The 24,519-nt window shown below is 43.6% G+C and carries 25 protein-coding genes and 1 pseudogene; 4 read left to right on the forward strand and 22 right to left on the reverse strand.

From position 1 onward, the window contains the following. Positions 1-9: 9 nt before the first annotated feature. From P404_RS0104405 to P404_RS0104465, 12 genes and pseudogenes are all read right to left on the reverse strand, one after another. On the reverse strand, positions 10-927 hold the full coding sequence (locus P404_RS0104405) for a proline dehydrogenase family protein (RefSeq protein ID WP_026830075.1): 918 nt from the start codon (positions 925-927) through the stop codon (positions 10-12). Between the two features lie 84 nt (positions 928-1,011). Then, a complete protein-coding gene (locus P404_RS0104410; protein ID WP_026830076.1) occupies positions 1,012-1,686 on the reverse strand; it encodes a TVP38/TMEM64 family protein in 675 nt (224 codons plus the stop codon). Then, positions 1,683-2,348, reverse strand: coding sequence for a PAQR family membrane homeostasis protein TrhA (trhA, locus tag P404_RS0104415; RefSeq protein WP_026830077.1), 666 nt, complete (start codon positions 2,346-2,348; stop codon positions 1,683-1,685). The genes P404_RS0104410 and trhA overlap by 4 nt, the downstream gene beginning before the upstream one ends. A 223-nt stretch (positions 2,349-2,571) precedes the next feature. After that, a pseudogene (gene hisIE, locus P404_RS18740) lies at positions 2,572-3,187 on the reverse strand (bifunctional phosphoribosyl-AMP cyclohydrolase/phosphoribosyl-ATP diphosphatase HisIE). Further along, positions 3,184-3,933 carry an imidazole glycerol phosphate synthase subunit HisF gene (gene hisF / locus P404_RS0104430; protein ID WP_014971134.1) on the reverse strand — a complete coding sequence of 250 codons (750 nt, stop codon included), beginning with the start codon at positions 3,931-3,933 and terminating at the stop codon, positions 3,184-3,186. The pseudogene hisIE and the gene hisF overlap by 4 nt, the downstream one beginning before the upstream one ends. Next, entirely contained in the window at positions 3,927-4,631 is a 705-nt protein-coding gene (gene hisA / locus P404_RS0104435) for a 1-(5-phosphoribosyl)-5-[(5-phosphoribosylamino)methylideneamino]imidazole-4-carboxamide isomerase (RefSeq protein ID WP_026830079.1), read from the reverse strand. Before hisA ends, hisF begins: the two co-directional genes overlap by 7 nt. Next, positions 4,604-5,191, reverse strand: a complete 588-nt coding sequence (hisH, locus tag P404_RS0104440) for an imidazole glycerol phosphate synthase subunit HisH (RefSeq protein ID WP_014971136.1) — start codon at positions 5,189-5,191, stop codon at positions 4,604-4,606. Before hisH ends, hisA begins: the two co-directional genes overlap by 28 nt. Beyond that, positions 5,188-5,769: an imidazoleglycerol-phosphate dehydratase HisB gene (gene hisB, locus P404_RS0104445; protein WP_012371230.1), complete on the reverse strand. Its 582-nt coding sequence runs from the start codon at positions 5,767-5,769 to the stop codon at positions 5,188-5,190. Before hisB ends, hisH begins: the two co-directional genes overlap by 4 nt. Next, entirely contained in the window at positions 5,742-6,713 is a 972-nt protein-coding gene (locus tag P404_RS0104450) for a pyridoxal phosphate-dependent aminotransferase (RefSeq protein WP_026830080.1), read from the reverse strand. Before P404_RS0104450 ends, hisB begins: the two co-directional genes overlap by 28 nt. After that, positions 6,713-7,930 (reverse strand): histidinol dehydrogenase, encoded by a 1,218-nt coding sequence (gene hisD, locus P404_RS0104455; RefSeq protein WP_026830081.1) that lies wholly within the window; start codon positions 7,928-7,930, stop codon positions 6,713-6,715. Before hisD ends, P404_RS0104450 begins: the two co-directional genes overlap by 1 nt. Beyond that, entirely contained in the window at positions 7,930-8,538 is a 609-nt protein-coding gene (hisG, locus tag P404_RS0104460) for an ATP phosphoribosyltransferase (RefSeq protein ID WP_012371233.1), read from the reverse strand. Before hisG ends, hisD begins: the two co-directional genes overlap by 1 nt. Beyond that, positions 8,539-9,360, reverse strand: coding sequence for an ATP phosphoribosyltransferase regulatory subunit (locus P404_RS0104465; protein ID WP_026827608.1), 822 nt, complete (start codon positions 9,358-9,360; stop codon positions 8,539-8,541). It lies immediately after the preceding gene. Between the two features lie 131 nt (positions 9,361-9,491). Between P404_RS0104465 and hisJ the strand changes: the two genes are divergently transcribed. After that, positions 9,492-10,286, forward strand: coding sequence for a histidinol-phosphatase HisJ (hisJ, locus tag P404_RS0104470; RefSeq protein ID WP_051590456.1), 795 nt, complete (start codon positions 9,492-9,494; stop codon positions 10,284-10,286). Positions 10,287-10,406: 120 nt separating this feature from the next. Here hisJ and P404_RS0104475 read toward each other — a convergent pair whose 3' ends face one another. The 3 genes from P404_RS0104475 to hxlA form a co-directional block, all read right to left on the reverse strand. After that, a complete protein-coding gene (locus P404_RS0104475) occupies positions 10,407-11,822 on the reverse strand; it encodes a hypothetical protein (RefSeq protein WP_236624319.1) in 1,416 nt (471 codons plus the stop codon). A gap of 951 nt (positions 11,823-12,773) precedes the next feature. Beyond that, a complete protein-coding gene (hxlB, locus tag P404_RS0104480) occupies positions 12,774-13,322 on the reverse strand; it encodes a 6-phospho-3-hexuloisomerase (RefSeq protein ID WP_026830084.1) in 549 nt (182 codons plus the stop codon). After that, on the reverse strand, positions 13,323-13,958 hold the full coding sequence (hxlA, locus tag P404_RS0104485) for a 3-hexulose-6-phosphate synthase (protein WP_026830085.1): 636 nt from the start codon (positions 13,956-13,958) through the stop codon (positions 13,323-13,325). 204 nt (positions 13,959-14,162) lie between these two features. On the opposite strand from hxlA, the gene P404_RS0104490 reads away from it, so the two are divergent. The 3 genes from P404_RS0104490 to istB (P404_RS0104500) all read left to right on the forward strand — a co-directional run bounded on the left by P404_RS0104490 (position 14,163) and on the right by istB (P404_RS0104500) (position 16,874). Further along, positions 14,163-14,528 (forward strand): winged helix-turn-helix transcriptional regulator, encoded by a 366-nt coding sequence (locus tag P404_RS0104490; RefSeq protein ID WP_012371239.1) that lies wholly within the window; start codon positions 14,163-14,165, stop codon positions 14,526-14,528. Positions 14,529-14,724: 196 nt separating this feature from the next. Further along, complete coding sequence (gene istA, locus P404_RS0104495) at positions 14,725-16,161, forward strand: IS21 family transposase (RefSeq protein ID WP_026829677.1); 1,437 nt, start codon at positions 14,725-14,727, stop codon at positions 16,159-16,161. Positions 16,162-16,172: 11 nt separating this feature from the next. Continuing rightward, positions 16,173-16,874, forward strand: a complete 702-nt coding sequence (gene istB / locus P404_RS0104500; RefSeq protein ID WP_034773873.1) for an IS21-like element helper ATPase IstB — start codon at positions 16,173-16,175, stop codon at positions 16,872-16,874. Positions 16,875-16,954: 80 nt separating this feature from the next. Here the strand turns inward: istB (P404_RS0104500) and P404_RS0104505 are convergent, their stop codons facing one another. The 7 genes from P404_RS0104505 to istA (P404_RS0104535) form a co-directional block, all read right to left on the reverse strand. Next, positions 16,955-17,464 carry a GNAT family N-acetyltransferase gene (locus P404_RS0104505; protein ID WP_026830086.1) on the reverse strand — a complete coding sequence of 170 codons (510 nt, stop codon included), beginning with the start codon at positions 17,462-17,464 and terminating at the stop codon, positions 16,955-16,957. 52 nt (positions 17,465-17,516) lie between these two features. Further along, the gene (locus P404_RS0104510; protein WP_026830087.1) at positions 17,517-19,073 is read right to left on the reverse strand and encodes an HNH endonuclease; all 1,557 of its coding nucleotides are present in this window, start codon (positions 19,071-19,073) and stop codon (positions 17,517-17,519) included. A 2-nt stretch (positions 19,074-19,075) separates the two neighbouring features. Then, the gene (locus tag P404_RS17330; RefSeq protein ID WP_081809568.1) at positions 19,076-20,035 is read right to left on the reverse strand and encodes an AAA family ATPase; all 960 of its coding nucleotides are present in this window, start codon (positions 20,033-20,035) and stop codon (positions 19,076-19,078) included. Between the two features lie 25 nt (positions 20,036-20,060). Further along, on the reverse strand, positions 20,061-20,999 hold the full coding sequence (locus tag P404_RS0104520) for an IS30 family transposase (RefSeq protein ID WP_026830089.1): 939 nt from the start codon (positions 20,997-20,999) through the stop codon (positions 20,061-20,063). A 93-nt stretch (positions 21,000-21,092) separates the two neighbouring features. Next, on the reverse strand, positions 21,093-21,965 hold the full coding sequence (locus P404_RS0104525) for a hypothetical protein (protein ID WP_026830090.1): 873 nt from the start codon (positions 21,963-21,965) through the stop codon (positions 21,093-21,095). A 258-nt stretch (positions 21,966-22,223) separates the two neighbouring features. Next, a complete protein-coding gene (gene istB / locus P404_RS0104530; RefSeq protein WP_034773873.1) occupies positions 22,224-22,925 on the reverse strand; it encodes an IS21-like element helper ATPase IstB in 702 nt (233 codons plus the stop codon). A gap of 11 nt (positions 22,926-22,936) precedes the next feature. Further along, a complete protein-coding gene (gene istA / locus P404_RS0104535) occupies positions 22,937-24,373 on the reverse strand; it encodes an IS21 family transposase (RefSeq protein ID WP_026829677.1) in 1,437 nt (478 codons plus the stop codon). Positions 24,374-24,519: the final 146 nt, after the last annotated feature.

The following is a 24,519-nucleotide window of genomic DNA, read 5'->3' on the forward strand; positions in this document are numbered from 1 at the left end:
GTTTCCCTATTAACCTTTGACCATGCCTTTGAGGACAAATGCCACGTTCGCCGGACGTTCCGCTAAACGGCGCATGAAGTAGCCGTACCAGTCACGACCGTATGGGACGTAGACCCGAACTTTATACCCCAGCTTCACGAGTTCAAGCTGTCGCTCGACACGGATGCCGTACAGCATCTGGAATTCGAACTTGTCGTTGCCGATGCCATTGTCTTTCGCATAACGGATGATTTGTTCAATCATCGCATCGTCATGCGTCGCTACTGCAGCATAGTTACCAAGTGACAGTTGAAGTTTTACGAGCTTGATGTAGTTATGATCCACATCTTCTTTTTCCGGGAAGGCGACCGTTGCCGGCTCTTTATACGCGCCTTTAACGATCCGTAAGTTCGTCTCGAATCGTCCGACACGTTTGATGTCGTCTTCCGACCGGTACAAGTACGACTGAATGACCGTCCCGATGTTATCAAATGATTGACGTAATTCTTCGAACAGTTGAATCGTCTTTTCACAACGCGGCTCGTCTTCCATGTCGATCGTGACAAAGACACCAACTTCTTTTGCCCGTGTTAAGATCCGTTCCATGTTCGAACGAATCAATTCATCTGAGATATCGAGACCAAGTGACGTCAATTTCAGTGAAAGTTGCGAGTCTAATTTCTCTTCCGCAATCATTTCCACCGCACGAATACATTCCTGTGTCATCATTTCCGCTTCTCCGACCGTTGAGATGAACTCACCGAGGTGATCCATCGTGACGCACAATCCTTTTGCATTTAAGTCCTGAATCGCACGTTTCGAGGCTTCCAGTGAATCCCCCGCGACGAAGCGACCTGCACCGAATTTCAGACCATACCGTTTCGCCAGACCATTCAATGTCTTGTTTTGCGATAAAAAGATAAAACCATCCCGTAATACTCGTTCCATCACTCATTACTCCCCCTAAATAAATGCTAGGCTGTTTTACCATGTCGGTTCACATCTCTGCATTCATATTATGACATAAAGCGCTTACACGTGCTCGTTGTTTTGTTTTTTCCGTAACATCCGTTGTGCAAAAAATCCAACCATAAAAAATAAGAGGTACAGGAAAATCGCAAAGAAAAACTGCCAGGAAAATGGATCACGTAAACTTGCTCCGATGTTGTTGTAGACAAAGGCACCCGGAATGATGCCGAGGTAACTCGCAAGCGCAAACTGTCTAAATTTAATTTTTGATAGACCTGACGCGTAACTGATCGCATCAAACGGAAAAAATGGAATCAGCCGGACGATCAAGACGACGACAAATCCGTTCGTCGCAATCCGTTCATCAAGTGCCGTTAACTTGCCGGTGCCGATGATTTTTTCAATCCCGCGCCGACCGAGCAGACGCGCAATCCAGAAACTAAGTAAACTGCCGGTCCCGGCACCGACGACATCTAAAATCGTTCCTAGCCATGGTCCATATGTATAGCCGCCAAACACCGTCAACAGGCTCGCCGGGAAAAAGACGAGCGGACGGACCGTATACGCCAATATGTACAACAACATGCCAAAAGCGCCCTGCTGAAGAATCCAGTCGGACAATGCTTGGATATCAAACTGCTCCATCATCCCCGAAAAACGGAAATAAAGGAGCAGTCCAAGTCCAACAAGCATGTAGAGTGTAAACGGGAGCCAGTCCCGCAACTTTAATTTCTTCAAGACAGCGGTGCCGATGCCGGCGCCACGTAATAGAAGATGGATAAGAAAATCAAGATACTCCCTGCGAGGACAAAGAGATGCCAAATCGCATGGTTATAAGGCAAACGTGCCCAGACGTAAAAGATGACACCGAGTGAATAGGCGAGTCCGCCACCGAGTAGTAAGAGGAACCCTTGTAACCCGAGTGCTTCATACATCGGTTTAATGGCGAACAGACAACACCAGCCGAGAATCAAATACGAGGCGTTCGAAATCCAGACGTGTTTTCCGGTCGAATACAGTTTCCAGATGATACCTAGAATACCGACTCCCCAGACGATCCCGAGCAGCGTCCAGCCGAGTGGTCCGCGTAACGTAATCAAGGCGAACGGTGTATAGCTTCCGGCAATCAATAAGTAGATTCCCGCGTGATCGAGGATCTGCAGGACTTTATTGGCTTTTGTATGCATCAGTGAGTGCATCAGCGTCGAGAACAGATACAACAGAATCATCGTTGCACCAAAGATACTGACGGCGGTGATGTTCCAAACACTGCCCGACTTCGAGGCTTGCAGGACTAGCAATACTAAAGCGACGATACTGAAGATAACACCCAGTCCGTGCGTAATCGCACTGGCAATCTCTTCTTTTAACGAGTCGCCTTTCGCCAGCAACTCTTCAATCGTTTCTTTCGATTGTTCTTTGATCGTTTTCGTGATTTCTTTTTTCGTGATCAAAATGACACCTACTTTCTGGACAAACAGACTATGTTCTTGATTATACGCCCGCTTTCTACTAAATGCCTATCCAAATGTTCTGACGATTTGATGACACTTTCCTTATTTGTTTCCCCGTTTTCCGAACAAAAAAACTCTACATCCCGTTTTAGGAATGCAGAGCCATTGTTTACCACTGTTCGATATCGGGACGATCTTTAAACGTCGACTTCGTGCCGTGGCGTTCGTTCAAGACGGCTTCGACGTCCGTAAACGAAACACCCCGATCAGCAAGCAACACCGTCAGATGATACAGCAGATCGGCCGTCTCTTCCGCGAGCGTATCGTCTCCCGCGAGGACGACTTCAAACGCTTCTTCGCCAAACTTCTTGGCAATTTTTTCACGCCCGGCTTTGACCAGATAGTTCGTATAAGACGCCTCATCTTGTGACGCGATTTTTTCTTTTATCGTGCGTTCGAGTTCATGTAACATGCGGCACCTCCACTTCTGTATAGAAACAGGTCCGGTTGCCGGTATGGCACGTCGGTCCATTTGCTTTAACGGTAATCAACAGACTGTCCTGGTCGCAGTCGATCCACATACGGCGGAGTTCGAGTGTATGTCCGCTCGTCTCGCCCTTCGTCCAAAGTCGGTTCTTCGTCCGTGAGAAAAAGGTGACGAGTCCGGTCGCAAGCGTTTTGTCGTACGCCGCCTGATCCATGAAACCGACCATCAGGACGTCATTCGTCGTTTCATCTAAAATCACAGCCGCGACGAGTCCTTTCGAAAAATTCAATTCGATCATCGGACGTCGACTCCTCTCGCCTTCAGGTAATCCTTCGTCTCCGGCATCGTATAGGTCGCTTCGTGGAAAATCGAGGCAGCGAGTGCCGCATCGGCTCCGGCTTCGAGCCCTTCCGCCAAGTGTTCAAGTGTCCCGACGCCACCCGAGGCAATCAACGGCACATTGACGACTTCCCGCAACCGTTGAATCAATTCCAGGTCGTAGCCGTCCTTCGTTCCGTCCGCGTCCATCGACGTGACGAGCAGTTCACCGGCTCCAAGCGAGACCGCTTCCTGCGCCCATTCGATCGCATCCCGTCCGACGGCTTGTGTGCCGCCGTGCGAGAAGACACCCCACGAATCACCTGTCCGCTTGGCATCGATGGCGACGACCGTCGCCTGAACACCAAACAAGCGGCTGATGTCTTGAATCAGTTGCGGGTTCTGTAACGCCGACGAGTTGAGGGAGACTTTATCGGCACCGGCGCGGATCAATCGTTTGGCGTCTTCGAGCGTCTTGATGCCGCCACCGACCGTAAATGGCATGTAGATGACTTCCGCCACCCGCTCGACGATATCGAGCATCGTGTCGCGTCCTTCTTGCGTCGCTGAGATATCAAGTAACACAAGTTCGTCGGCCCCTTGTTCGTAATAGTATTTCGCGACGGCGACGGGATCTCCGAGGTCGCGCAGATTTTGAAACTTCACGCCTTTGACGACGCGCCCCTCCTTGACATCGAGGCAAGGAATGATCCGTTTCATCAACATACGCGAAGCACCTCTTTCAATGACAACGAACCGTCGAGCAAAGCACGGCCGATGACGGCACCGTCCATCCCAATCTCTTTTAAGCGGGCGACGTCTTCGACCGTCGTCACACCACCGGACGCAATCAGTTCAACGCCGTCCCGTTTTAAGCGGTCGAGTCCGTCGACATCCGGTCCCTGCATCATCCCGTCGCGGGAGATGTCCGTGTATAAAAACGTTTTAATGCCTTTTTGAATCAAGTGTTCGATTGCCCGGTCAAGCGTCCAGTCACTCGCTTCGAGCCAGCCGCGTGTTTGGACGATCCCGTCTTTGGCATCAAGTGCCACTACCAACTTATCACCGGCCCGCTCAATCATCTGTTCGAGCAACGCTTCGTCTTCGAGCGCGACCGTGCCGATCAAAATCCGGTCAATCCCTGCTCCGACGTACGCTTCGACCGTTTCGATGTTACGGACGCCGCCGCCGGCTTCGACAAACAAACCAGTTTCTTTTTTAATGTCCGCGATCAGGCTCAAGTGAAGCGGTTCGCCGGCTTTTGCGCCATCCAAATCAATCAGGTGAATCGCTGTCGCACCGTCTTCCTTAAAACGTTTGGCAATGGTCAACGCATCCCCGAAAAAGGTCTGCTGTTGAAAATCACCTTGTTTGAGCCGGACGGCCTGTCCGCTCATTAAATCGATTGCTGGGTAGAGTTGCATGTCGTCTCTCTCCATTCCTTAAGTAATTTCAATCCGACTTCGCCACTCTTCTCCGGGTGGAACTGCATCCCTGTCACCAAGTCCTTTTGAACGATGGCCGGAACGAGTCGTCCGTATTCGACCGAATCAACAATCCAGTCCGGTTCACAGACGGCACCGTATGAGTGGACGAAATAAACGGCTTCGCCATGGTTCGTCAACTGATGCCAGCCCATATGCGGCAAGCGGACGTCACTCGGTAACTTTTCGACTGTTCCCGGTAAAATACCGAGCCCTTGTGTCTGTCCGTCTTCATCACTAGATTCAAACAACAGTTGCATCCCGAGACAAATCCCGAGGAATGGTTTTTTCGTCGCTTGTTCCTGTAAGAACGCAATCAATCCCGTCTCTTCTAATCGGGCCATTGCCGGCGCGTAGGCACCGACACCCGGTAAGACGAGCGCTTCCGCCTGTCCGAGCAGTTCCAGATCACTCGTGACGATGACGGCTTCTCCGAGCTCTTTTAACGCCCGTTCGATGTTGGCGATATTGCCGACACCATAATCTACGATGGCGATCATTGGTCAATCAGTCCTTTCGTCGACGGGACGCCGTCACCGGTCACGGCAACGGCCTGACGGACAGCCCGACCCAGTGCCTTGAATAGTCCTTCGATCATGTGGTGGGTGTTCGAACCGTAGAGGACTTGCGCATGAATCGTCATCCGGGCACTGCGGGACAAGCCTTGGAAAAACTCTTCCGCCAGTTCCGTATCAAAATCGCCGAGCTTCGGATTTTTGAATTCGGCGAGGAACACCGTATACGGACGCCCACTGAAGTCGAGGACAACCGAGGCAAGGGTCTCGTCCATCGGCACACGTGATTCACCGTACCGTTCGATACCGGCTTTGTCGCCTAACGCTTCCGTCAAGGCAGCTCCGAGAACGATTGCCGTATCTTCAACCGTATGGTGGGCATCGATCCAGAGATCGCCCTTCGCTTCGATGACAAGACCAATCCGGGCCTGGAAGGCAAACAAGGTCAACATGTGGTCAAAGAAACCGACCCCCGTCTTGATCTCAACCGGTCCGCCACTGAGGTCGACCGCGACCTTGATTTCTGATTCTGAACTTACTCGTTCACTTGTCCCACGACGCATTGCAGTTCCTCCTCTACACATTTCTCTAAGATTTCCATCGCTTCCGTCGAACCGCAACTGACGCGGAAGGCTCCGTCAAACAAACGGATCCGCAGTCCGGCGTTGGCACAACGTTCGGTGAAGCGTTCAGCTTCCTCGTATTCGACGTAGACAAAATTCGCGGCACTCGGATAGGTTCTGCCAAGCGGTTTAACCAGACGGGCAATCGTGTCCCGGCTCGCAAACGTCTCTTCCAAGACGAGATCCAGTTCCGGCTCGGCCATGATGGCGATCCCGACGGCAGCCGAGAGTCCGGAGACGTTATACGGCGACTTGATCGATTCGACTTCCGCAACGACCTGTTCACTGGCAATCAGGAAGCCGAGTCGCAGTGACGCGAGACCAAACGCTTTCGACAACGTCCGGAGAATGATCGCGTTCGGATACTCGTCGAGCAAACCGACCATCGATTGCTCAAAGGCAAAGTCGATGTAGGCTTCATCAATCACGACATATTTTCCGCTGTCGAGCAATCGGCGGACATCCGCTTCCTTCCGCAAAATCCCCGACGGATTATGCGGGTGACTGAGGAAGATGATATTGCCTGGTGCAGCGAGCAGTCCATCGACATCGAGTGCCATCCCGTCGAGCAACGGGACTTTACTGAAGTCGGCCCGTGCGCGGTCGGCATAAAACTGATACATAACGAAGTCCGGTTGCGGGGCGATGACCGGTGACTCTGGACCGGCGTAGCGGGCACAGAGGTAGCCAATCAGTTCGTCGGAGCCGTTCCCGGCCACAAGTTGGGTCGGACGGACACCGGCATAGGCGCTGTAAGACGCTTTGACTTGATCGATGACTTCGACCGGGTATTCATTGATGGGAAACGTCTCGACAAGTTGTTTGATCGTCTCGATGCCAACCGGGCTGTGTGCCGTAAATCGTTCGTTTTGGTGTAATCGCATCAGTTCTCCCTCACTTCTATCGCTTGTGCGTGTGCTTCGAGTCCTTCGACCCGAGCGACCGTTTTTGCAGCATTAGCCAGTCGAGCGACACCTTCCCGTGTCGCTTCGAGCAGCGTCTGGTGACGTAAGAAGGTTCGTGCCGATAAGCCGGACGCAAAGCGTGCCGTCCCCGATGTCGGTAAGACGTGGTTCGTCCCAGCGACATAATCGCCGAGTGTTTCCGGTGTTTCGTGTCCGAGGAAAATCATCCCGGCGTGACGGATCAACTTGACGACCTCTTGCGGGTTTGCGACAGCGAGCTCCAAGTGTTCGGCGGCCAAACGGTTTGCTTCTTCAATCGCTTCGTCGAGTGAGGCGACGAAGACCCCGCCGTTTTCCATCGCCCGGCGTGCAATCTCTTGCCGCGGGAGTACTGACAAGCGGCGTTCGAGTTCCTCGTCGACGTCACGTTTCATTGCTTCCGTCGGGACGAAGGCAATCGCGACGGCGTCACGATCGTGTTCTGCTTGTGCGAGGAGATCCGCGGCAATCCGGTCCGGATGCGCCGTCTCATCGGCGATGACGACGACTTCTGACGGTCCGGCGACCGAGTCGATGCCGACGATGCCATAGACTTGGCGTTTCGCTTCGGCAACAAACCGGTTGCCCGGTCCGACGATCAAATCAACCGCTTGAATCGATTCCGTTCCGAATGTCAACGCAGCGACAGCTTGGGCGCCACCAATCGTATAGATTTCCGTCACACCGGCGATTTTCGCCGCGACCAACACTTCTGTGCTGAGTCCGGTGACCGGTGTCACCATGACGACCCGCTCGACGCCGGCGGCTTTAGCCGGAATCGCGTTCATCAGGACGGTCGACGGATAACTTGCTGCTCCGCCCGGGACATAAATCCCGACCGAGTCAACCGGAACAAACCGTTGGCGACGGGTGACGTCCGCTTCGATGAGCTCGATGTCAGACGGCAATTCCTGTTCGTGCCACTCGGCGAGTCGGGTCGCCATCAGTTTTAACGAGTCGACCAGATTGGGATCGGCTTGATCAAACGCTTCTTGAATCTTCGTTTCATCCAAACGGAAGTCTGTCAGATCGACGCGATCAAATTCACTTGTGTAGCGACGGACGGCCGCATCGCCGTCGTTTGCCACTTGTTCCAGAATCGACCGGACGGCTTGCTCCGTCTCACGGTCGACACTGAAGTTTTTTGTCGTTGCCATTACCGAGTCACTCCTTCTGTCAGCTGTTCGAGTAATTGAATCACTTCGACGCGTTTGCGTTTCAACGTCCACTCGCTCGTAAAGAACCGGGCGTTGATATCGATGATTTTTTCATATTCGTTGAGACCGTTCGCCCGGAGTGTTTCACCCGTTTCGACGATATCGACGATCGCATCGGCAAGACCGAGCAGTGGTGCCAGTTCAACCGAACCGTTCAGCGGGACGATATCGACATCGACACCGAGTTCACTGAAATAACGTTTTGCGATGACCGGATATTTGGTCGCAATCCGGACCCGGCGTCCGCCTTCGAACTGCAACGGTTCTTTTGCACAAACCGACATCCGGCAAATCCCGAATGGTAATTCTGCCAGTTCCGACAATTCCTGATCCGATTCGAGCAGAATATCGCTGCCGGTAATTGCGACGTCGAGGACGCCTTGGGCGACATACGGAATCAAATCCGATCCTTTCATGAAGACGAATTCATGTTCCCCGCGCTTGACGATCAATTCACGTTCGATCGCCCCCCACGTTTCGACGCCTGCTTCTTTTAAATACCGTTCCGTTGTTTTCGACAGCCGGCCTTTCGTAATCCCAATCCGCATTTAGAGCACCTCCGCGAGTCGTTCGACGGAAAATCCGATCCCGAACGCTTGTTGTTCCTGACCAAATTGTTCATACAGCCGGTCGTATCGTCCTCCGACCAACACCGGCTCGGTCACACCTTCGATGAAACCGTGAATCGTCACACCATCATAGTATGTCTGCAGCCCCATCTGTCCGAAGTCGAGATCGGCATTGACGGCGTCCGCTAAATCGATGACGGCATTTAAGCGGGTTTCGTCGACATACGGCAAGATCTGTTCCGCCCCTTCCCGACCAAACAAGAGCGGGAGCTTGGCGAGCAAGGCATCATCGAGTTCCCGGGCAATCCGTTTCAGTTCGATGACGTTCCGTAACCGCAACATCTGTGTCACTTGATCCCGCAGGTGGTGATCACCGACCCGGGTTTCAATCAAGTGTTCAATCAGTCCGGCGTCGCCGATCGACAACGTCACTTCTTTACCGGTCAATTCTTCGATCAGGCGGACACCGAGTTGGATCGCTTCGACCTCGGCGATCACGCCCCGTTCTTCAAAGCCGACTTGGAACTTTTCTTCCGGCTGGAAGACCGAACCACTGTAAAAGACCCGTTTATATTGTTCGCGGCCCCTCTCACTGAGCGCCCGCGCGACACTTGTCGTAAAATCCATCCGAATTTGTTCCCGGCCACCGACTTCTTCAATTAAAGGGGTGATTAATCGGGTATAGTTAGATTGTTCGAGCCCATCCTCGAGTTGGCGGATGACACGTTGCAGGCGTTCAGCTGATTGCCCGACGTAATCCGTCGCCCCGTCTTTGAGTCGAATCGTAGAAAATGATTGCATGTCGCCACTCCTTTATCTTGTTATCACTGTACCACGCTAAATTATTTAACGATAAGATACCTTTTTTGTGGTTCGATTGTCAATCCTTTTGCCTGTTTTCGTACTGAAAAAAACATATTGGAGGTTTTGTCATGCAATTGATCAAATGGGACGGTCACGTCCACAGCCCGTATTGCCCACATGGAACACAGGATCCACTCGAAGCGTATATCGAACGCGCCCTGTTACAAGGTCTCGAACGAATCAGCTTCACCGAGCACGCCCCGCTTCCGGAAGGACTCGTCGATCCGGCACCCGACAACGATTCCGGGATGTCGTTTGCGACCGCCGAACGCTACATTGAAGAACTGAAGACGTTACGCGACACATACAAAAACGATATCGATATCCGAATCGGGATGGAGTTTGATTACTGGGAGCATGACGTCGACGGCACGCGTGACATCATCGCCCGTTATGGTCCCGAGCTGACGGACGGCATCCTGTCACTGCATTACCTCTGGATTGAGGACCGTTATTACATGGTCGACTTCAGCAAGGAAAGTTTCGGTGCGATCGTCACGGCGACCGGCAGTGTCAAAGCCGCTCACGAACGGTATTACGAAGGCATCCAGGCACTCGTCATGACGAACCTCGGCACACATCAACCAAAACGCCTCGGTCACCTGACGTTGCCGACGAAATTCATCCAAGCCTATCCGCTTGAACAGACGCCGGCGAACTTGGACGAGACGGTCCGGAAAATCCGCCAGGCGGACTTTACACTCGATCTCAATACGGCAGGACTGCGCAAACCGTTATGCGGTCTTTCCTATCCTTACCCGGAACTCCTGCAACTCACGCAGTCTTTAGGGATTCCACTCGTTTACGGATCGGATGCGCACTTGGCGAAAGATGTCGGGGCTGATTTTGATTTTAAATGGTAACAAATGCAAAAAACCGGATGCATTTAAGCTTCCGGTTTTTCATAATTTTAAATATATATAGAAAAAATAGAGTCAACGATTTCACTAAAAAAACAATTCAATTTTCATATGTTATTAAGCTTAATTTTCACGATTTTTATCTATATGGATGCGTTCCCCTACTGCATATTTATTAAAAATCAAATTTATAAAATGATCATATTCTTCGTCGTTAATATTTCCAGATTCATATCTTTTCTCTATCTCGTCAATGATAAAATCTTTTTTTTCTTTGTATTCACCATTACTAATATCTCTATCAACTATCGTTTTGCTTACAATATCGTAAAGATTATCCTCAGATTGTTTCGCTTTTTTTGTCTTATTAATAAATAAAGTATGTTGAACAATTTTGTAAATGTCATTTTCTAAAACATTTTCAAAATAAACAGGATACTTTATTCGAGTCATGTACCCTGATATACCAATCGTTATTAATATCAAACTTATAACCACTTGTATCACATGAGTAAGTTGATAAATAAGCAAGATCCCATCTTCATCTGAATAAGAAATATTAAACATAGATACAGAAAATGCATGTAATATTATTTTTGCTATCTCATCAAATTTAAGACTCCAGCCACATTCGAATAAACTACACAATAAATAAATACTAGAAGAGAGGAATACAATCTCCAAAATACTTTTTATGGCTAGAGTAATCCGATCAGTTCCTGTCAAAAAACTTTCTGGATATTTAGAGGTTGTTAAGTCCATATAAAAAGATCTACCAATTTCAAAACCTCTCAACACTAAACGAAGAAAAATCGGAGATACGAGAACTAAAAAAAATAGACTTTTATAGTAAGTATAACAATCAATAAATACCATCAATAAAATTGTTATCAACATAAAGAAAAAGCTCAATGCTAAATTACAACTATTCCTTAATTTTATACTATTTGTTCTTGATTTCATTATCCGATATTTATAACTAGATTCATTTAATAAATATTCGTTTTCTATTTCTAAAATTAGTGTTTCGAAATCTTGGCTAATATTTTCTTTTAGTCTATTAATAAAAATATTAAATTCTTGAGCAGAGCTCAAATCCAAAAATGTAGATTCTTTTCGACTTTTATCATCATAATATTTCAAAAATAATTCTGTTTTATATCTTTTTAGCAATTTTAATAGTTTTTTGAATTTTTTTAAAGATTCGTTTAATTCTTTCAAAGATTCTTTTTTCTTTTTTGTCAAATTTTCAAAAAGATAAGAGAGAATTTCAATATTTTGATTATATTTTTTAGACTGGTCTGCTACATAAAATTCAGAAAATAAAGTATAAAATACAAACAATAAAAATCTCTTTGAGATTTCAGGTATTTTCACAAAACTAATTATAGTTGAGACTGTTAATGCCGCTAAAAATACCCACACAGCCCAATTGACTAATTGAGTCTTGAAACTGCTGTCTAAATAACTAAAAATTAAAATAAGGGTTAAGGGTAAACCACAGATTAATGCTGCTAACCAAATACTTATTTCTTTCAAAATTAGTCTGAGCAGAATTACAGATAATAATGTACAAATAACGATGATACATACTCCCCAGAAGATATTAAAATCAGTATTACTAAATATGATCAAAAAAAGAATTATGCTGAATATGATAATCCATAATATTAAAGAAAAATTAGATTTTATATATTTTTCTCCAGAAACTGTATAATGCGTGCTGTTTGGAACATAAAGAATATTATCTAGACGTGAAAATAATAAGCTTATTTTAAAGTAAAAGATTATTAACATAATGAAAGAAATAAATAAGGACGGTGTTAAAAATTTCTCTACAAAATTATCGGAGTGGACATTATAAAAATCTGAATGTAACACGAATGCAGAGTAAATGACCCAAAATATAAAAAATGATAGATACGGGAGTATCCCGTATACGACAGTACTTATTGTTTTTTTGTGACGTTTCATGATTTTGTTAACTACTCCTTTTTAAAATACGAATAAAACTTTAATAAAGCTATCAATAACAGTATATTAATAAACTAGCATTTTCTTATTTAATTTTAGAAATGAGTATTTTAAAAAATTTATATATACTATGTATTTTGTCAATTGATATTATAATCGTCTCTTGAAAATTAATATAATCCTTAAATAATCAAATTGATTGAACTGAACATTTTATATAACAACATTCTATTGAACTTCTCAGTCTCTTATTTTTTATTTGTACTTATTATTTTTAGATAAGCAGTTACACATGATTTTTATAATATTATGTCATTTCAACCTAAAATTGAGTTATAAAATCACTCACTTCTTCTCTTAGTCAATATTATATTACAATTTCGAATAACAGCAATCATTTTACAAATTTACCTTCTATTTAAAATAAATTTTCTTAGTCAATAATAAGCATTTTCAAAACTAGTTAAAAAAGACCAGTAAACGTGTCGCACACGTCTACCGGTCTTATAACTTCTTTTATTCCAAATTAGCATGTTTGCCGTACATCGTTTTTGAATCAAGTTGTTTCGCCGCCATGATGTGGAGAATCAACGCATCATAGAACAGCAACATCGTTTGCTCAAACAATGATCCCATCGGCTGAACCGTTTCATCCGCCGTGGCTGTCCGCTCTTTCGGCACTCCCGGTAGCTTCACGGTTAAGTCCGCTAACTTCGCCAGCGTCGATGTTGGCTCAATCGTGACGACCGCGACGGTTCCACCGATTTGTTTCGCTTTCTCGACGATTGGGACGAGTGTTTTCGTCTCACCGGATCCTGATCCGATGATCAACAAGTCTCCTTCACGCAAGTTCGCTGTAACCGTCTCACCGACGACATATGCATCGAAGTTCATGTGCATCAGGCGCATGACAAACGCTTTTCCCATCAAACCGGAGCGACCGGCTCCAGCGAGAAAGATCCGGTCTGCCTTTAGAACGGCTTCGGCGAGTTGAGTAGTCTCGGCTTGATCAATCGCTTCGACCGTCGACGTCAGCTCTTGTACAATCGTTTGAATATGTGTCATTTACGCCTCTTGCAGCATCCGACGCATCGTTGACGCTGTTCCTTGTTTGTCGTCTTGTCCGGTAATTCCGCCACCGACGATGATGAGGTCTGGGCGTGCTGCGATGACTTCTGGTAATGTCTCCATCTTGATGCCACCAGCAACTGCTGTTTTGGCGTTTTTAACAACGGATTTGATTGTTGCGAGATCCTCGAACGAGTTTTTACCGACGGCTTGAAGATCGTAACCTGTGTGGACACAGATGTAGTCAACACCGAGTTCATCAAGTTCTTTCGCACGTGTCGCGATATCTTTGACAGCGATCATATCAACCAAAATCTTCTTGCCTGATTTTTTCGCTTCTTCAACGGCACCTTGGATCGACATATCTTCCGCTGCTCCAAGAATCGTCACGATGTCGGCACCGTGTGCGACAGCTTGGCTGACTTCATAGCCGGCAGCATCCATGATTTTTAAGTCGGCGAGAACTGTTAGGTTCGGGAATGCCGCTTTCATTTCTTTAACGGCACGAAGCCCTTCGTTGATGACGACCGGTGTCCCGATCTCAACGATATCCAAGTTTTCTTCACCAATTTCTTTGACCAATGCGATGGCACCTGCTGTATCTACTAAATCGATTGCTAATTGTAATTTCATAATCTATCTCTCCCATTCTTCTCTCTATTTATGGATCCTGGCACTTCCTTCTGACGTTCGTGAAGGAACATGACTAAATATAATCCTGATAGACGAACTTGGGAAGTACGCACTTTTAATTTACATAGTGCGTTTTTTCATACATAGTGCGGAAAAGTATACTGTCGATGACAAGAGGGCTATACTAAAAAAGGAGGTGGAACGATGCCACATTTTGAAGACCGGCAGTTTAATTGTGAAAAGGAATTGACCCTATCGATCATCGGGGGGAAATGGAAGATGCTGATTCTTTGGCATCTCGGTAAAGAAGGCACCAAACGCTTCGGAGAGCTGAAAAGTCTGATGCCCGGCATTACGCAACGGATGCTCGTCAATCAGTTACGGGAGCTGGAAGATCACCATATCATCCACCGGGAAGTGTATCCGGTCGTTCCGCCGAAGGTCGAATATTCGTTGACGCCCCATGGCTACAGCCTGATGCCGATTTTGGACGCGATGTATGACTGGGGCAAGGATTATGCAAAAAATGTCCTCGAAGTCGAGTTTGAACAACAAAAATTATCCCAATAAAAAAGATGCTCGTCTGTCCCGTCTCAATCTGAGAGGAGGCAACCGTGTGTAATGCAAAATAGGAGTGCAGACTTGTGCGACGGAAACGTACACAGTTCTGCACTCCTTTTGCGAAAAAAGAAAAAGACTTGCCAGCACCCACAAATTCATCCTAACGTTTAAGTTGCGAAACAAGAACGTGAAGGAGATGAAAGGAATGCTAACAATGTCTGAAATCAATTGTATCAAATTTTTAAGGAACCATAAATCCTATTCCATCAATAAGATTGCGAAAGATCTTAACCTGAACTGGCGAACTGCTAAAAAATATGCCGATGAGTCTTTTCTACCAAAAGAAAGTCATTCTTCAAAGCGTGGCATGATGTATGGCACCCGTTGGGGCGAAATGATCGAGGACTGGCTACAGGAAGATGCGATGATGAAAAAGAAACAACGACGAACCAATAAAAAACTATATGAGACATTATGTACATATGGATTTGAAGGGTCCTACCGGACCGTCTGTCAATTCATCAAAGAATGGCGCCTAGGTCGCGATGTAGAAAACGATAGTCGATTCGAGCGGTTGGCCCACCCGCCCGGAGAAGCACAGGTAGATTTTGGCGTCATGGAAGTCGTGAAGGACAGTCATGCGGTCGATGTGCATTGCTTGATCCTATCCATGCCGTATAGCAATCGAACAGCTGCGGTTGCATTACCAGCAGAGAACCAAGAATGTTTCCTGACCGGATTGAAGAGACTGTTCGAAGAAATCGGAGGCGTGCCGCAACAATTACGAATCGACAATCTCCCAGCAGCCGTCGCTAAAGTACGGACAACAAAGGAAGATGCCATTTATACGGACGCTTTTCAGCAATTCGTAACGCACTATGGTTTCCAAGTTCAAAGCTGTAATCCGTATAGTGGGAATGAGAAAGGAAGCGTCGAAAACAAGGTTGGATATGTCCGTTACAACTTCCTGGTTCCTTCTCCCGTCATGAATGACTTCGAATCATTGAACAGACGCCTCGCATCATCCCTCAGGGATGACATGGAACGTATACATTATGAAAAGAAAGTACGTATCAAGGATCTCGTTGTGGAAGAGAAAAAGCATCTCCTTCGACTGCCGGAAGAAGACTTTCCGGTGTTCAAGGAGGAACTGTTGAAGGTAAACAAATATGGAGAAGTGACCATCGATCAAACGAAGATTCTCGTTCCATCTGGTTCTCGACATGGACAAGTGAGAGCAATCCTAAAATGGGACGATATGAAAATCATTTCTCGTCACGGAGAAATCCTGTACGAAGAAAAGCGACCTTATATGATGACGAAACGGGCGTTACCTTGGGAAAGCATTCTCAACGAATGGTACAAAAAGCCGCGTAGTTATGGTCATTCACGCCACGCAGAGTACCTCCCTGGACGAATTCGAGAGTATCTGAACATCCAGAATCTGATGATACGGAGAGAAAGACTGGGATGGCTACGATCTAGATTAGTCCTGCATTCAATCACTGAAATCGATGAACGATTGTATGAGCTACTGAGCCAGAGCGATGCCTATTCTGACATCGAAGAGCATCCCTACGATGTCGACTGGAGTAAGTATGACAGTTTGAATCGACCATGGCAGAGTGAGGTGCAGCCGTGAATCTAAAAGAGATGTGCAAATCCCTTCGGCTCGCTTACGTCGCTGAAATTTACGAATCGATTCCGATGGAATCGTCCGAGACGTTTCTCACGACACTTTTTGAAATGGAGATGAGACTTCGTGAAGAAGCGAAGGCAGAGAGGCTCATAAAAAAAGCAAAATTCATCAACAATAAATCACTTGAAGACTATCGCTGGCATGACAACATCTACTTTCCTCGTCATCTCAAGAAAGAAGAATTGATGTCGCTCTCTTTCATCGATCATCAGCAAAACGTAGTGCTCACAGGTGCCCCCGGCACTGGTAAGACACATCTTGCGATTGGTTTAGGACGGGAAGCTTGTCGTAAAGGAAAAGAAGTACGTTTCTTTCGTGTTTCGGAGCTCGTAGAGCAACTCACCAAAGCATGGCGTGATGGGAAGCTGAGTAGCTTCCATACACGCCTCGATTCTGCGGATCTTATCGTCTTGGATGAAATGGGCTATCTTCCATTATCCAAAGAGTCAGCAGAGCTCCTGTTCCATCTCATTACAGACTGGTACGAAAAGAAAAGTATCATCATCACATCGAATCTAGAATTCAGTCAATGGAATCGTGTTTTCGCAGATCCTAGATTAACGTCAGCACTCGTTGATCGTGTGATTCATCATGCGCACATTCTGACCTTCACAGGCGATAGTTATCGTGTCACACATGCATTATCAAGAAATTAAATATTTACTGGCAAAGTTCTGTACTTTTTTCTGCAATTCACTGCACAAACCTATTGCAAAATACAAACCGAGCATCTTTTTTAGGTTTCTTCCGTTGTAAAAATCTTTGACATCGCCAGTTCGTCGACGTACTCGCCGTCAATAAACAGCGAGGCAATTCGTGTCCCTTCGATGTTAAAGCCAAACTTATGATAAAGCTCGATCGCCCGCAGGTTATCTTTGCGGACCGTCAGTTCGAGCCGAACAAGCCCGGCTTCAACGGCAAACGCATCGACTGCCTCAAGTAATCCTGCACCAAGGCCTTGACCGGTATAGGCATCGAGCAAGCCGATGACAAGGTTCGCCCGGTGACGGATTCGACTTGGTTTTCCACCGACGACCAACACATAGCCGACGAGTTGCTCATCGACATCAACGACGAAGATATCTGAGTTCGCCGCCTGACCAAATCGTTCGATGAACGCTTCCGCCTGCTCCGTCGACATGCTGCGTTCTTCCGGTTCATACAACATATATTTCGTTTCCCGATCAATCCGTCGCATCAAGTCCGATAAGGGCTTTCCGTCTATCAACGTGGCGCGTCGTATCATAGGTATCAGCTCCGTTTCTACAAAACTCAACTTTTTTATAATTTAAATCAAATCAATTCGTTAATAAAGGAAAAGAGGGATGGTTTTGTGACTTTACATTGGGAACGACTAAATCAAAAATCAATCTTCCCAAAATTTCATTATTTTGATTTTCTCTATCAATCAAAATCAAGTTAGACATATCTTCAATAGAATATTCATGAAATAAATTTGGGAATTGTTTTTGTAGTTGACTTTTATATAAATTATTTAAAATATAACTTTGCTCTATTTTACGGTTAATATAGCCTTTATATTCATTATAAACAGCTTCTAACTGAAACAATACGGCATTATTGTAAAGGATATATCTTTCAAAGTCAGAAGTGCCCTCAACTATTACTTCAATTTGATAATTTGAACTTTTCCCCAAAAAAATATCAACATAATTAATTTCGTTAGTTTCATTAATTTCTGTTTTATATACAGTGTCAAATATCTTTTTTAACTTTTGAAAATTATCATTGATTAATTTATTTAATTTTGTAACATTAGATCTCTGGGTATTATTTTTTCCTTTTAACAATTTATATTCTTGTATTTCATAATTAAATTTTTCGAGGTACATTTCTAATTTCGAAATGAAAATTTCTTTACTTTCTATAATTGATATAATATCACTAGATATAAATTCATCTAATTTCCGTCTATAATTATTTGATAAATTAAATATTATTCTCAATTGTTTTCTATGTTTTAAATTATTTATTCGAACATTATAAAGATTTTGTAATGTACTACTTATTTCGTCTAAATCTTTTTTCGAATTCTTAACGAAATTCCTAATATCTTTAAAATAATTTAACCCAGAAAATAATTTAATATAATACTTTTCTAATTCAGACATTTCCACATTGTCTATTTCTTTTAATTTTTCATACGCACTTTTATATTGTTTATAAGAAACTTTAAATCTTATCTTCTCATTGATATTAATATCGTAAGGCGATAAATTTCTACTAAAACTAGTGTAGTAAGAACTTTTAAAACGTTGATTGCAATAAATACAACTTGGAACTAAGTTTGATAATGTTATAGAGAAGATTGGAAAAATACTTTTTGGTAAAAAATGATCTAAATCTGCCATTGCTCGAGAAGATGCTTGAGATAGATAATAATTAGATTGAACTGTATATATAAAATTTGCATTGCAGTAAGGACAGACGTTTTGATTTAGTCTTTTCAGAAATTTGTAGCTATTCCATTCTGTAGAATTTCTTTTGGTAAAGTTTTTATATGCCTTCAAAAAAACTTTAGAAATTGCATTATTAACATTTTCAAATTTAGAAATCTCTTCTAAGTTAGGTTGATTAGAGTTTAAATTAAAATAGCTTTCTAATGAATGTATGAGTTGAAAGTATTCCTTTTGTATTATCTTCAATTCTTCGATAGAACAACTTACAATTCTTATTAAATTATCAATTACATAATTTAATATAGCACACGCTATTTCATCCCCTTCTACAATATTATTTTTCAAATTTAACAAATCTTTGTTCAACTGCCCCTCTTCTTTTGCTAGGGCTTTATGTTCTAATAACAATTCATGTGGCAATGGAACATATATCATGTTTACTCCTCTTTCCTTTTTAGAGATTCAAGTTTCTCCTTGAGAAGTTCGATATCTGTAGTAACTTTTTCTATTTCACTTGAACGATTCAGTTCTTCTTTTTGTTTATACAACTCTAACAATTTTGTTTTAATAATTGGCTCACCTATTTGATTGATAAATTTTTCAATATATCCTTTTTCTACGTCTAAGTTGACTCCTAACAAATAGTTAGCCACTTCATTAATTCTATCTTTAGCATAATCTCCAATTAAACCATCCGTTAAAAAAAATGAATGCGAAAATAGGTCATGGACGTTTGCTCCTAAAGTTGCTGTGAAATTTTCGAGAGTATCCTGAATTGCTATCTTTCCAGATTGGTTTTTTCTCAAAAGTAGCAGACTATTAAACGGTAATTCTGATAACACAAAGGGAGAGTGTGTAGTAAGTACAATTTGGATGTTTTTTTGATTCTCTCTTTTTGAATTTAAAATACTCATTAGCATCTTCAAAAATTTTTTTTGTAACATTGGATGCAATGAAATTTCGACCTCATCTAATAATATTAATATATCTTTATTTAATGAATCTTTAATTGCTAGATTTAAACTTGTAAATAAGTTTAATAATTGAATTTCTCCAGCGCTTAAATTTCTCCATACAAAATACAATGGTTTATTTTGGCCGACTATTTTTGAATATTCAACCATAAACCTATATGCTAAATCATGATTAATTTTGTTTACTTTTATAATAGGTACTTCAATTTTAATCAATTTTGTAACTTCAGATTTATCATCTACTTCAAAAGCATAAGTTTCAGTAGTGTGGGTATCTACTTTTTCGAAAAAATTATCATTGGTAAAATCTAAAAAACTAACATAACTTTCGATCAGCTCTCTGCTTCTTCTTATTAAAATGTTTTGATTTTGCTGTTGTAATTTATTTGCATCTAAAATTTTTATTTCTTCAATTGTGTCAATTACAGTTTTTTTAAATGACGGTTTGTCAAATTAAGTGCAACACTTCTTCCGAGAAGACCTCGTATGCAGTTTTCCAGTTGAGACATTTCCGTGGTCTCCCATTGATCCAGGCGAGCGCTTGAGCGAGTTCAGAACGACTGACCTTTCCGAAATCCGTCCCCTTCGGGAAAAATTCACGGAGAAGACCATTGGCGTTCTCGTTACTTCCACGTTGCCAAGAAGAATACGGATCCGCAAAATACATCGGTACGCCTAACGTTTCACGAATTCGTTCATGACAGCTAAACTCTTTTCCACGATCTGTCGTCGCGGTTTGAAACGTTCCCGACGGGAAGTAGAGATGCAATGCTTTAATCGCTGACTCCATCGAGGCAGCGGACCGATCCTCCATCGGCACAGCGAGATAGAAACGGCTCTTTCGCTCGACGAACGTTGCGACACATGCCTTGGATTTCCCTCTGGCTGAGACGACAGTATCCAGCTCCCAATGTCCAAACGTTTGGCGCCCTTTGACGTCGGCTGGACGTTTACTGATTGGTAATCCGACATTGAAGCGTCCACGCGTCTCACGTGGTTTCTGACGCTTTCCCTTTTGGCGAAGAAAACTAGAATTGGTCTCGACGAGGCCCGTATAGATCCAGCGATAAATTGTCTTGAAGGATAGTCCTTCTTCTTGGAATAAACGTCCGGCAATCTGTTCAGGCGACCATGTCTCGCGTAACTTTTCGAGGATACGAACTCCTTTTTCTAGCGTGAACTTCGTCCGTGCACCGCACTTCTTTTTGCGCTCAACATAACGCTGGTCAGCACAAGAAGCATCATAGTAAGGGTTTCGTTTTAATTCTCGTGAAATCGTAGAAGGTTGACGCCCCAGGCGTCCCGCAATCTTTCGGACGGATAAACCTAAATCGAGATACGTTTCTATTTTGACTCTTTCTGATGTGGTAAGATGAATATAGCTCATAACAAATCCTCCGTTGAATGTGGTGTGGTAACTCCATTCTACACGAGGCCGTTATGGGCTTTTTGTGTTTTCCGTCAGGTGTTGCACTTAATATTACAATTCGTCAAATTCAATTAAATAGCCGGTAATTTCTTTTAAGTTTAAAATTTCATACTTCTTGTTAGAATCATTCGCCTTAATTTCTTTTTTTATTCCGGTTGGCAACCAATTATCTAATTCTGAGAATAGATTTTCAATCATAGCTAAGAACATTGATTCATTCAATTGAATTATATCTTTTTCTTTCAATATGTAATCATATATTTCATTCTCTAGAGGGAAATTTGAGATTCTTTTTTCAAATCGCAAATACTTGTTGTTATCATTTAGTGAAAAAAATTCGTTTCTGACTTGAGAATCTAGAAAGTTATAAAAAACATAAATTTCTTCAGGAACAATTAAATTTGCGTTAATATCCTCAAGCTCAGTATTTTCCTTAAAGTATCTTAAAGTATTTATAATTTCTTTTTCTTTTATTTTGAACAAATAATCAATATCAAAACGCTTTTTCCCATCTAATACGTTTATCGTCATCATATTATCTGATATTAGATTCTCATTTATCACATGATCATTTATAGCAGAATCAATATTATATCCTACTGAAAAATCCATATAATCTAGCTTATCTTGTTCTGTATTTTCTTTAAACACTCTATTTCTTCTTGTGTAGTCCCAATGATTAGTATAAAAAATCAAAGTACTATCTTTCCCTAATCTAGTCTTTAATCTCAATTTACTATCACGTGATTTTTTCTCATTTAAAGTTACTTTCTTTAAAAGTAATGTGAATTTCCATTCTGAAATTTTAAATGTAAATTCATTGGTAGCACCATTAAAATTATAAATCTCAGAACTGATATCATGGTGAGAATTACTAACAACAATAGGATTATTTTCTCTTAGCAAGGATTCATCGTAGTACATTTCATAAACATCATTTTTCTTTACAATTAATATTGATGCATCATTAGGATTCGTAAATCCATGTAGAAATCTATCTTTTATTAACTCTAAAATTGATGTTTTACCAATACCATTATTACCAGCTATTGCTGTAACTGATTTAACGTCTTTTCCCCAATAATTTTTTAAATAACTATCACTCTTTTTTACCTCTTGTATTTTGCAATAGGTTTGTGCAGTGAATTGCAGAAAAAAGTACAGAACTTTGCCAGTAAATATTTAATTTCTTGATAATGCATGTGTGACACGATAACTATCGCCTGTGAAGGTCAGAATGTGCGCATGATGAATCACACGATCAACGAGTGCTGACGTTAATCTAGGATCTGCGAAAACACGATTCCATTGACTGAATTCTAGATTCGATGTGATGATGATACTTTTCTTTTCGTACCAGTCTGTAATGAGATGGAACAGGAGCTCTGCTGACTCTTTGGATAATGGAAGATAGCCCATTTCATCCAAGACGATAAGATCCGCAGAATCGAGGCGTGTATGGAAGCTACTCAGCTTCCCATCACGCCATGCTTTGGTGAGTTGCTCTACGAGCTCCGAAACACGAAAGAAACGTACTTCTTTTCCTTTACGACAAGCTTCCCGTCCTAAACCAATCGCAAGATGTGTCTTACCAGTGCCGGGGGCACCTGTGAGCACTACGTTTTGCTGATGATCGATGAAAGAGAGCGACATCAATTCTTCTTTCTTGAGATGACGAGGAAAGTAGATGTTGTCATGCCAGCGATAGTCTTCAAGTGATTTATTGTTGATGAATTTTGCTTTTTTTATGAGCCTCTCTGCCTTCGCTTCTTCACGAAGTCTCATCTCCATTTCAAAAAGTGTCGTGAGAAACGTCTCGGACGATTCCATCGGAATCGATTCGTAAATTTCAGCGACGTAAGCGAGCCGAAGGGATTTGCACATCTCTTTTAGATTCACGGCTGCACCTCACTCTGCCATGGTCGATTCAAACTGTCATACTTACTCCAGTCGACATCGTAGGGATGCTCTTCGATGTCAGAATAGGCATCGCTCTGGCTCAGTAGCTCATACAATCGTTCATCGATTTCAGTGATTGAATGCAGGACTAATCTAGATCGTAGCCATCCCAGTCTTTCTCTCCGTATCATCAGATTCTGGATGTTCAGATACTCTCGAATTCGTCCAGGGAGGTACTCTGCGTGGCGTGAATGACCATAACTACGCGGCTTTTTGTACCATTCGTTGAGAATGCTTTCCCAAGGTAACGCCCGTTTCGTCATCATATAAGGTCGCTTTTCTTCGTACAGGATTTCTCCGTGACGAGAAATGATTTTCATATCGTCCCATTTTAGGATTGCTCTCACTTGTCCATGTCGAGAACCAGATGGAACGAGAATCTTCGTTTGATCGATGGTCACTTCTCCATATTTGTTTACCTTCAACAGTTCCTCCTTGAACACCGGAAAGTCTTCTTCCGGCAGTCGAAGGAGATGCTTTTTCTCTTCCACAACGAGATCCTTGATACGTACTTTCTTTTCATAATGTATACGTTCCATGTCATCCCTGAGGGATGATGCGAGGCGTCTGTTCAATGATTCGAAGTCATTCATGACGGGAGAAGGAACCAGGAAGTTGTAACGGACATATCCAACCTTGTTTTCGACGCTTCCTTTCTCATTCCCACTATACGGATTACAGCTTTGAACTTGGAAACCATAGTGCGTTACGAATTGCTGAAAAGCGTCCGTATAAATGGCATCTTCCTTTGTTGTCCGTACTTTAGCGACGGCTGCTGGGAGATTGTCGATTCGTAATTGTTGCGGCACGCCTCCGATTTCTTCGAACAGTCTCTTCAATCCGGTCAGGAAACATTCTTGGTTCTCTGCTGGTAATGCAACCGCAGCTGTTCGATTGCTATACGGCATGGATAGGATCAAGCAATGCACATCGACCGCATGACTGTCCTTCACGACTTCCATGACGCCAAAATCTACCTGTGCTTCTCCGGGCGGGTGGGCCAACCGCTCGAATCGACTATCGTTTTCTACATCGCGACCTAGGCGCCATTCTTTGATGAATTGACAGACGGTCCGGTAGGACCCTTCAAATCCATATGTACATAATGTCTCATATAGTTTTTTATTGGTTCGTCGTTGTTTCTTTTTCATCATCGCATCTTCCTGTAGCCAGTCCTCGATCATTTCGCCCCAACGGGTGCCATACATCATGCCACGCTTTGAAGAATGACTTTCTTTTGGTAGAAAAGACTCATCGGCATATTTTTTAGCAGTTCGCCAGTTCAGGTTAAGATCTTTCGCAATCTTATTGATGGAATAGGATTTATGGTTCCTTAAAAATTTGATACAATTGATTTCAGACATTGTTAGCATTCCTTTCATCTCCTTCACGTTCTTGTTTCGCAACTTAAACGTTAGGATGAATTTGTGGGTGCTGGCAAGTCTTTTTCTTTTTTCGCAAAAGGAGTGCAGAACTGTGTACGTTTCCGTCGCACAAGTCTGCACTCCTATTTTGCATT

This window comes from Exiguobacterium antarcticum DSM 14480, assembly GCF_000685865.1.
Lineage (GTDB): Bacteria > Bacillota > Bacilli > Exiguobacteriales > Exiguobacteriaceae > Exiguobacterium_A > Exiguobacterium_A antarcticum.

What these genes read in the sequence shown, in the direction of transcription:
- P404_RS0104405 (WP_026830075.1), bottom strand. Translation starts at nt 927, where the DNA reads ATGGAACGAGTATTACGGGATGGTTTTATCTTTTTATCGCAAAACAAG.
- hisF (WP_014971134.1), bottom strand. Translation starts at nt 3,933, where the DNA reads ATGTTGATGAAACGGATCATTCCTTGCCTCGATGTCAAGGAGGGGCGC.
- hisA (WP_026830079.1), bottom strand. Translation starts at nt 4,631, where the DNA reads ATGCAACTCTACCCAGCAATCGATTTAATGAGCGGACAGGCCGTCCGG.
- hisH (WP_014971136.1), bottom strand. Translation starts at nt 5,191, where the DNA reads ATGATCGCCATCGTAGATTATGGTGTCGGCAATATCGCCAACATCGAA.
- hisB (WP_012371230.1), bottom strand. Translation starts at nt 5,769, where the DNA reads ATGCGTCGTGGGACAAGTGAACGAGTAAGTTCAGAATCAGAAATCAAG.
- P404_RS0104450 (WP_026830080.1), bottom strand. Translation starts at nt 6,713, where the DNA reads ATGCGATTACACCAAAACGAACGATTTACGGCACACAGCCCGGTTGGC.
- hisD (WP_026830081.1), bottom strand. Translation starts at nt 7,930, where the DNA reads ATGGCAACGACAAAAAACTTCAGTGTCGACCGTGAGACGGAGCAAGCC.
- hisG (WP_012371233.1), bottom strand. Translation starts at nt 8,538, where the DNA reads ATGCGGATTGGGATTACGAAAGGCCGGCTGTCGAAAACAACGGAACGG.
- P404_RS0104465 (WP_026827608.1), bottom strand. Translation starts at nt 9,360, where the DNA reads ATGCAATCATTTTCTACGATTCGACTCAAAGACGGGGCGACGGATTAC.
- hisJ (WP_051590456.1), top strand. Translation starts at nt 9,492, where the DNA reads ATGCAATTGATCAAATGGGACGGTCACGTCCACAGCCCGTATTGCCCA.
- hxlB (WP_026830084.1), bottom strand. Translation starts at nt 13,322, where the DNA reads ATGACACATATTCAAACGATTGTACAAGAGCTGACGTCGACGGTCGAA.
- hxlA (WP_026830085.1), bottom strand. Translation starts at nt 13,958, where the DNA reads ATGAAATTACAATTAGCAATCGATTTAGTAGATACAGCAGGTGCCATC.
- P404_RS0104490 (WP_012371239.1), top strand. Translation starts at nt 14,163, where the DNA reads ATGCCACATTTTGAAGACCGGCAGTTTAATTGTGAAAAGGAATTGACC.
- istA (WP_026829677.1), top strand. Translation starts at nt 14,725, where the DNA reads ATGCTAACAATGTCTGAAATCAATTGTATCAAATTTTTAAGGAACCAT.
- istB (WP_034773873.1), top strand. Translation starts at nt 16,173, where the DNA reads ATGTGCAAATCCCTTCGGCTCGCTTACGTCGCTGAAATTTACGAATCG.
- P404_RS0104505 (WP_026830086.1), bottom strand. Translation starts at nt 17,464, where the DNA reads ATGATACGACGCGCCACGTTGATAGACGGAAAGCCCTTATCGGACTTG.
- P404_RS0104510 (WP_026830087.1), bottom strand. Translation starts at nt 19,073, where the DNA reads ATGATATATGTTCCATTGCCACATGAATTGTTATTAGAACATAAAGCC.
- P404_RS0104520 (WP_026830089.1), bottom strand. Translation starts at nt 20,999, where the DNA reads ATGAGCTATATTCATCTTACCACATCAGAAAGAGTCAAAATAGAAACG.
- P404_RS0104525 (WP_026830090.1), bottom strand. Translation starts at nt 21,965, where the DNA reads ATGTACTACGATGAATCCTTGCTAAGAGAAAATAATCCTATTGTTGTT.
- istB (WP_034773873.1), bottom strand. Translation starts at nt 22,925, where the DNA reads ATGTGCAAATCCCTTCGGCTCGCTTACGTCGCTGAAATTTACGAATCG.
- istA (WP_026829677.1), bottom strand. Translation starts at nt 24,373, where the DNA reads ATGCTAACAATGTCTGAAATCAATTGTATCAAATTTTTAAGGAACCAT.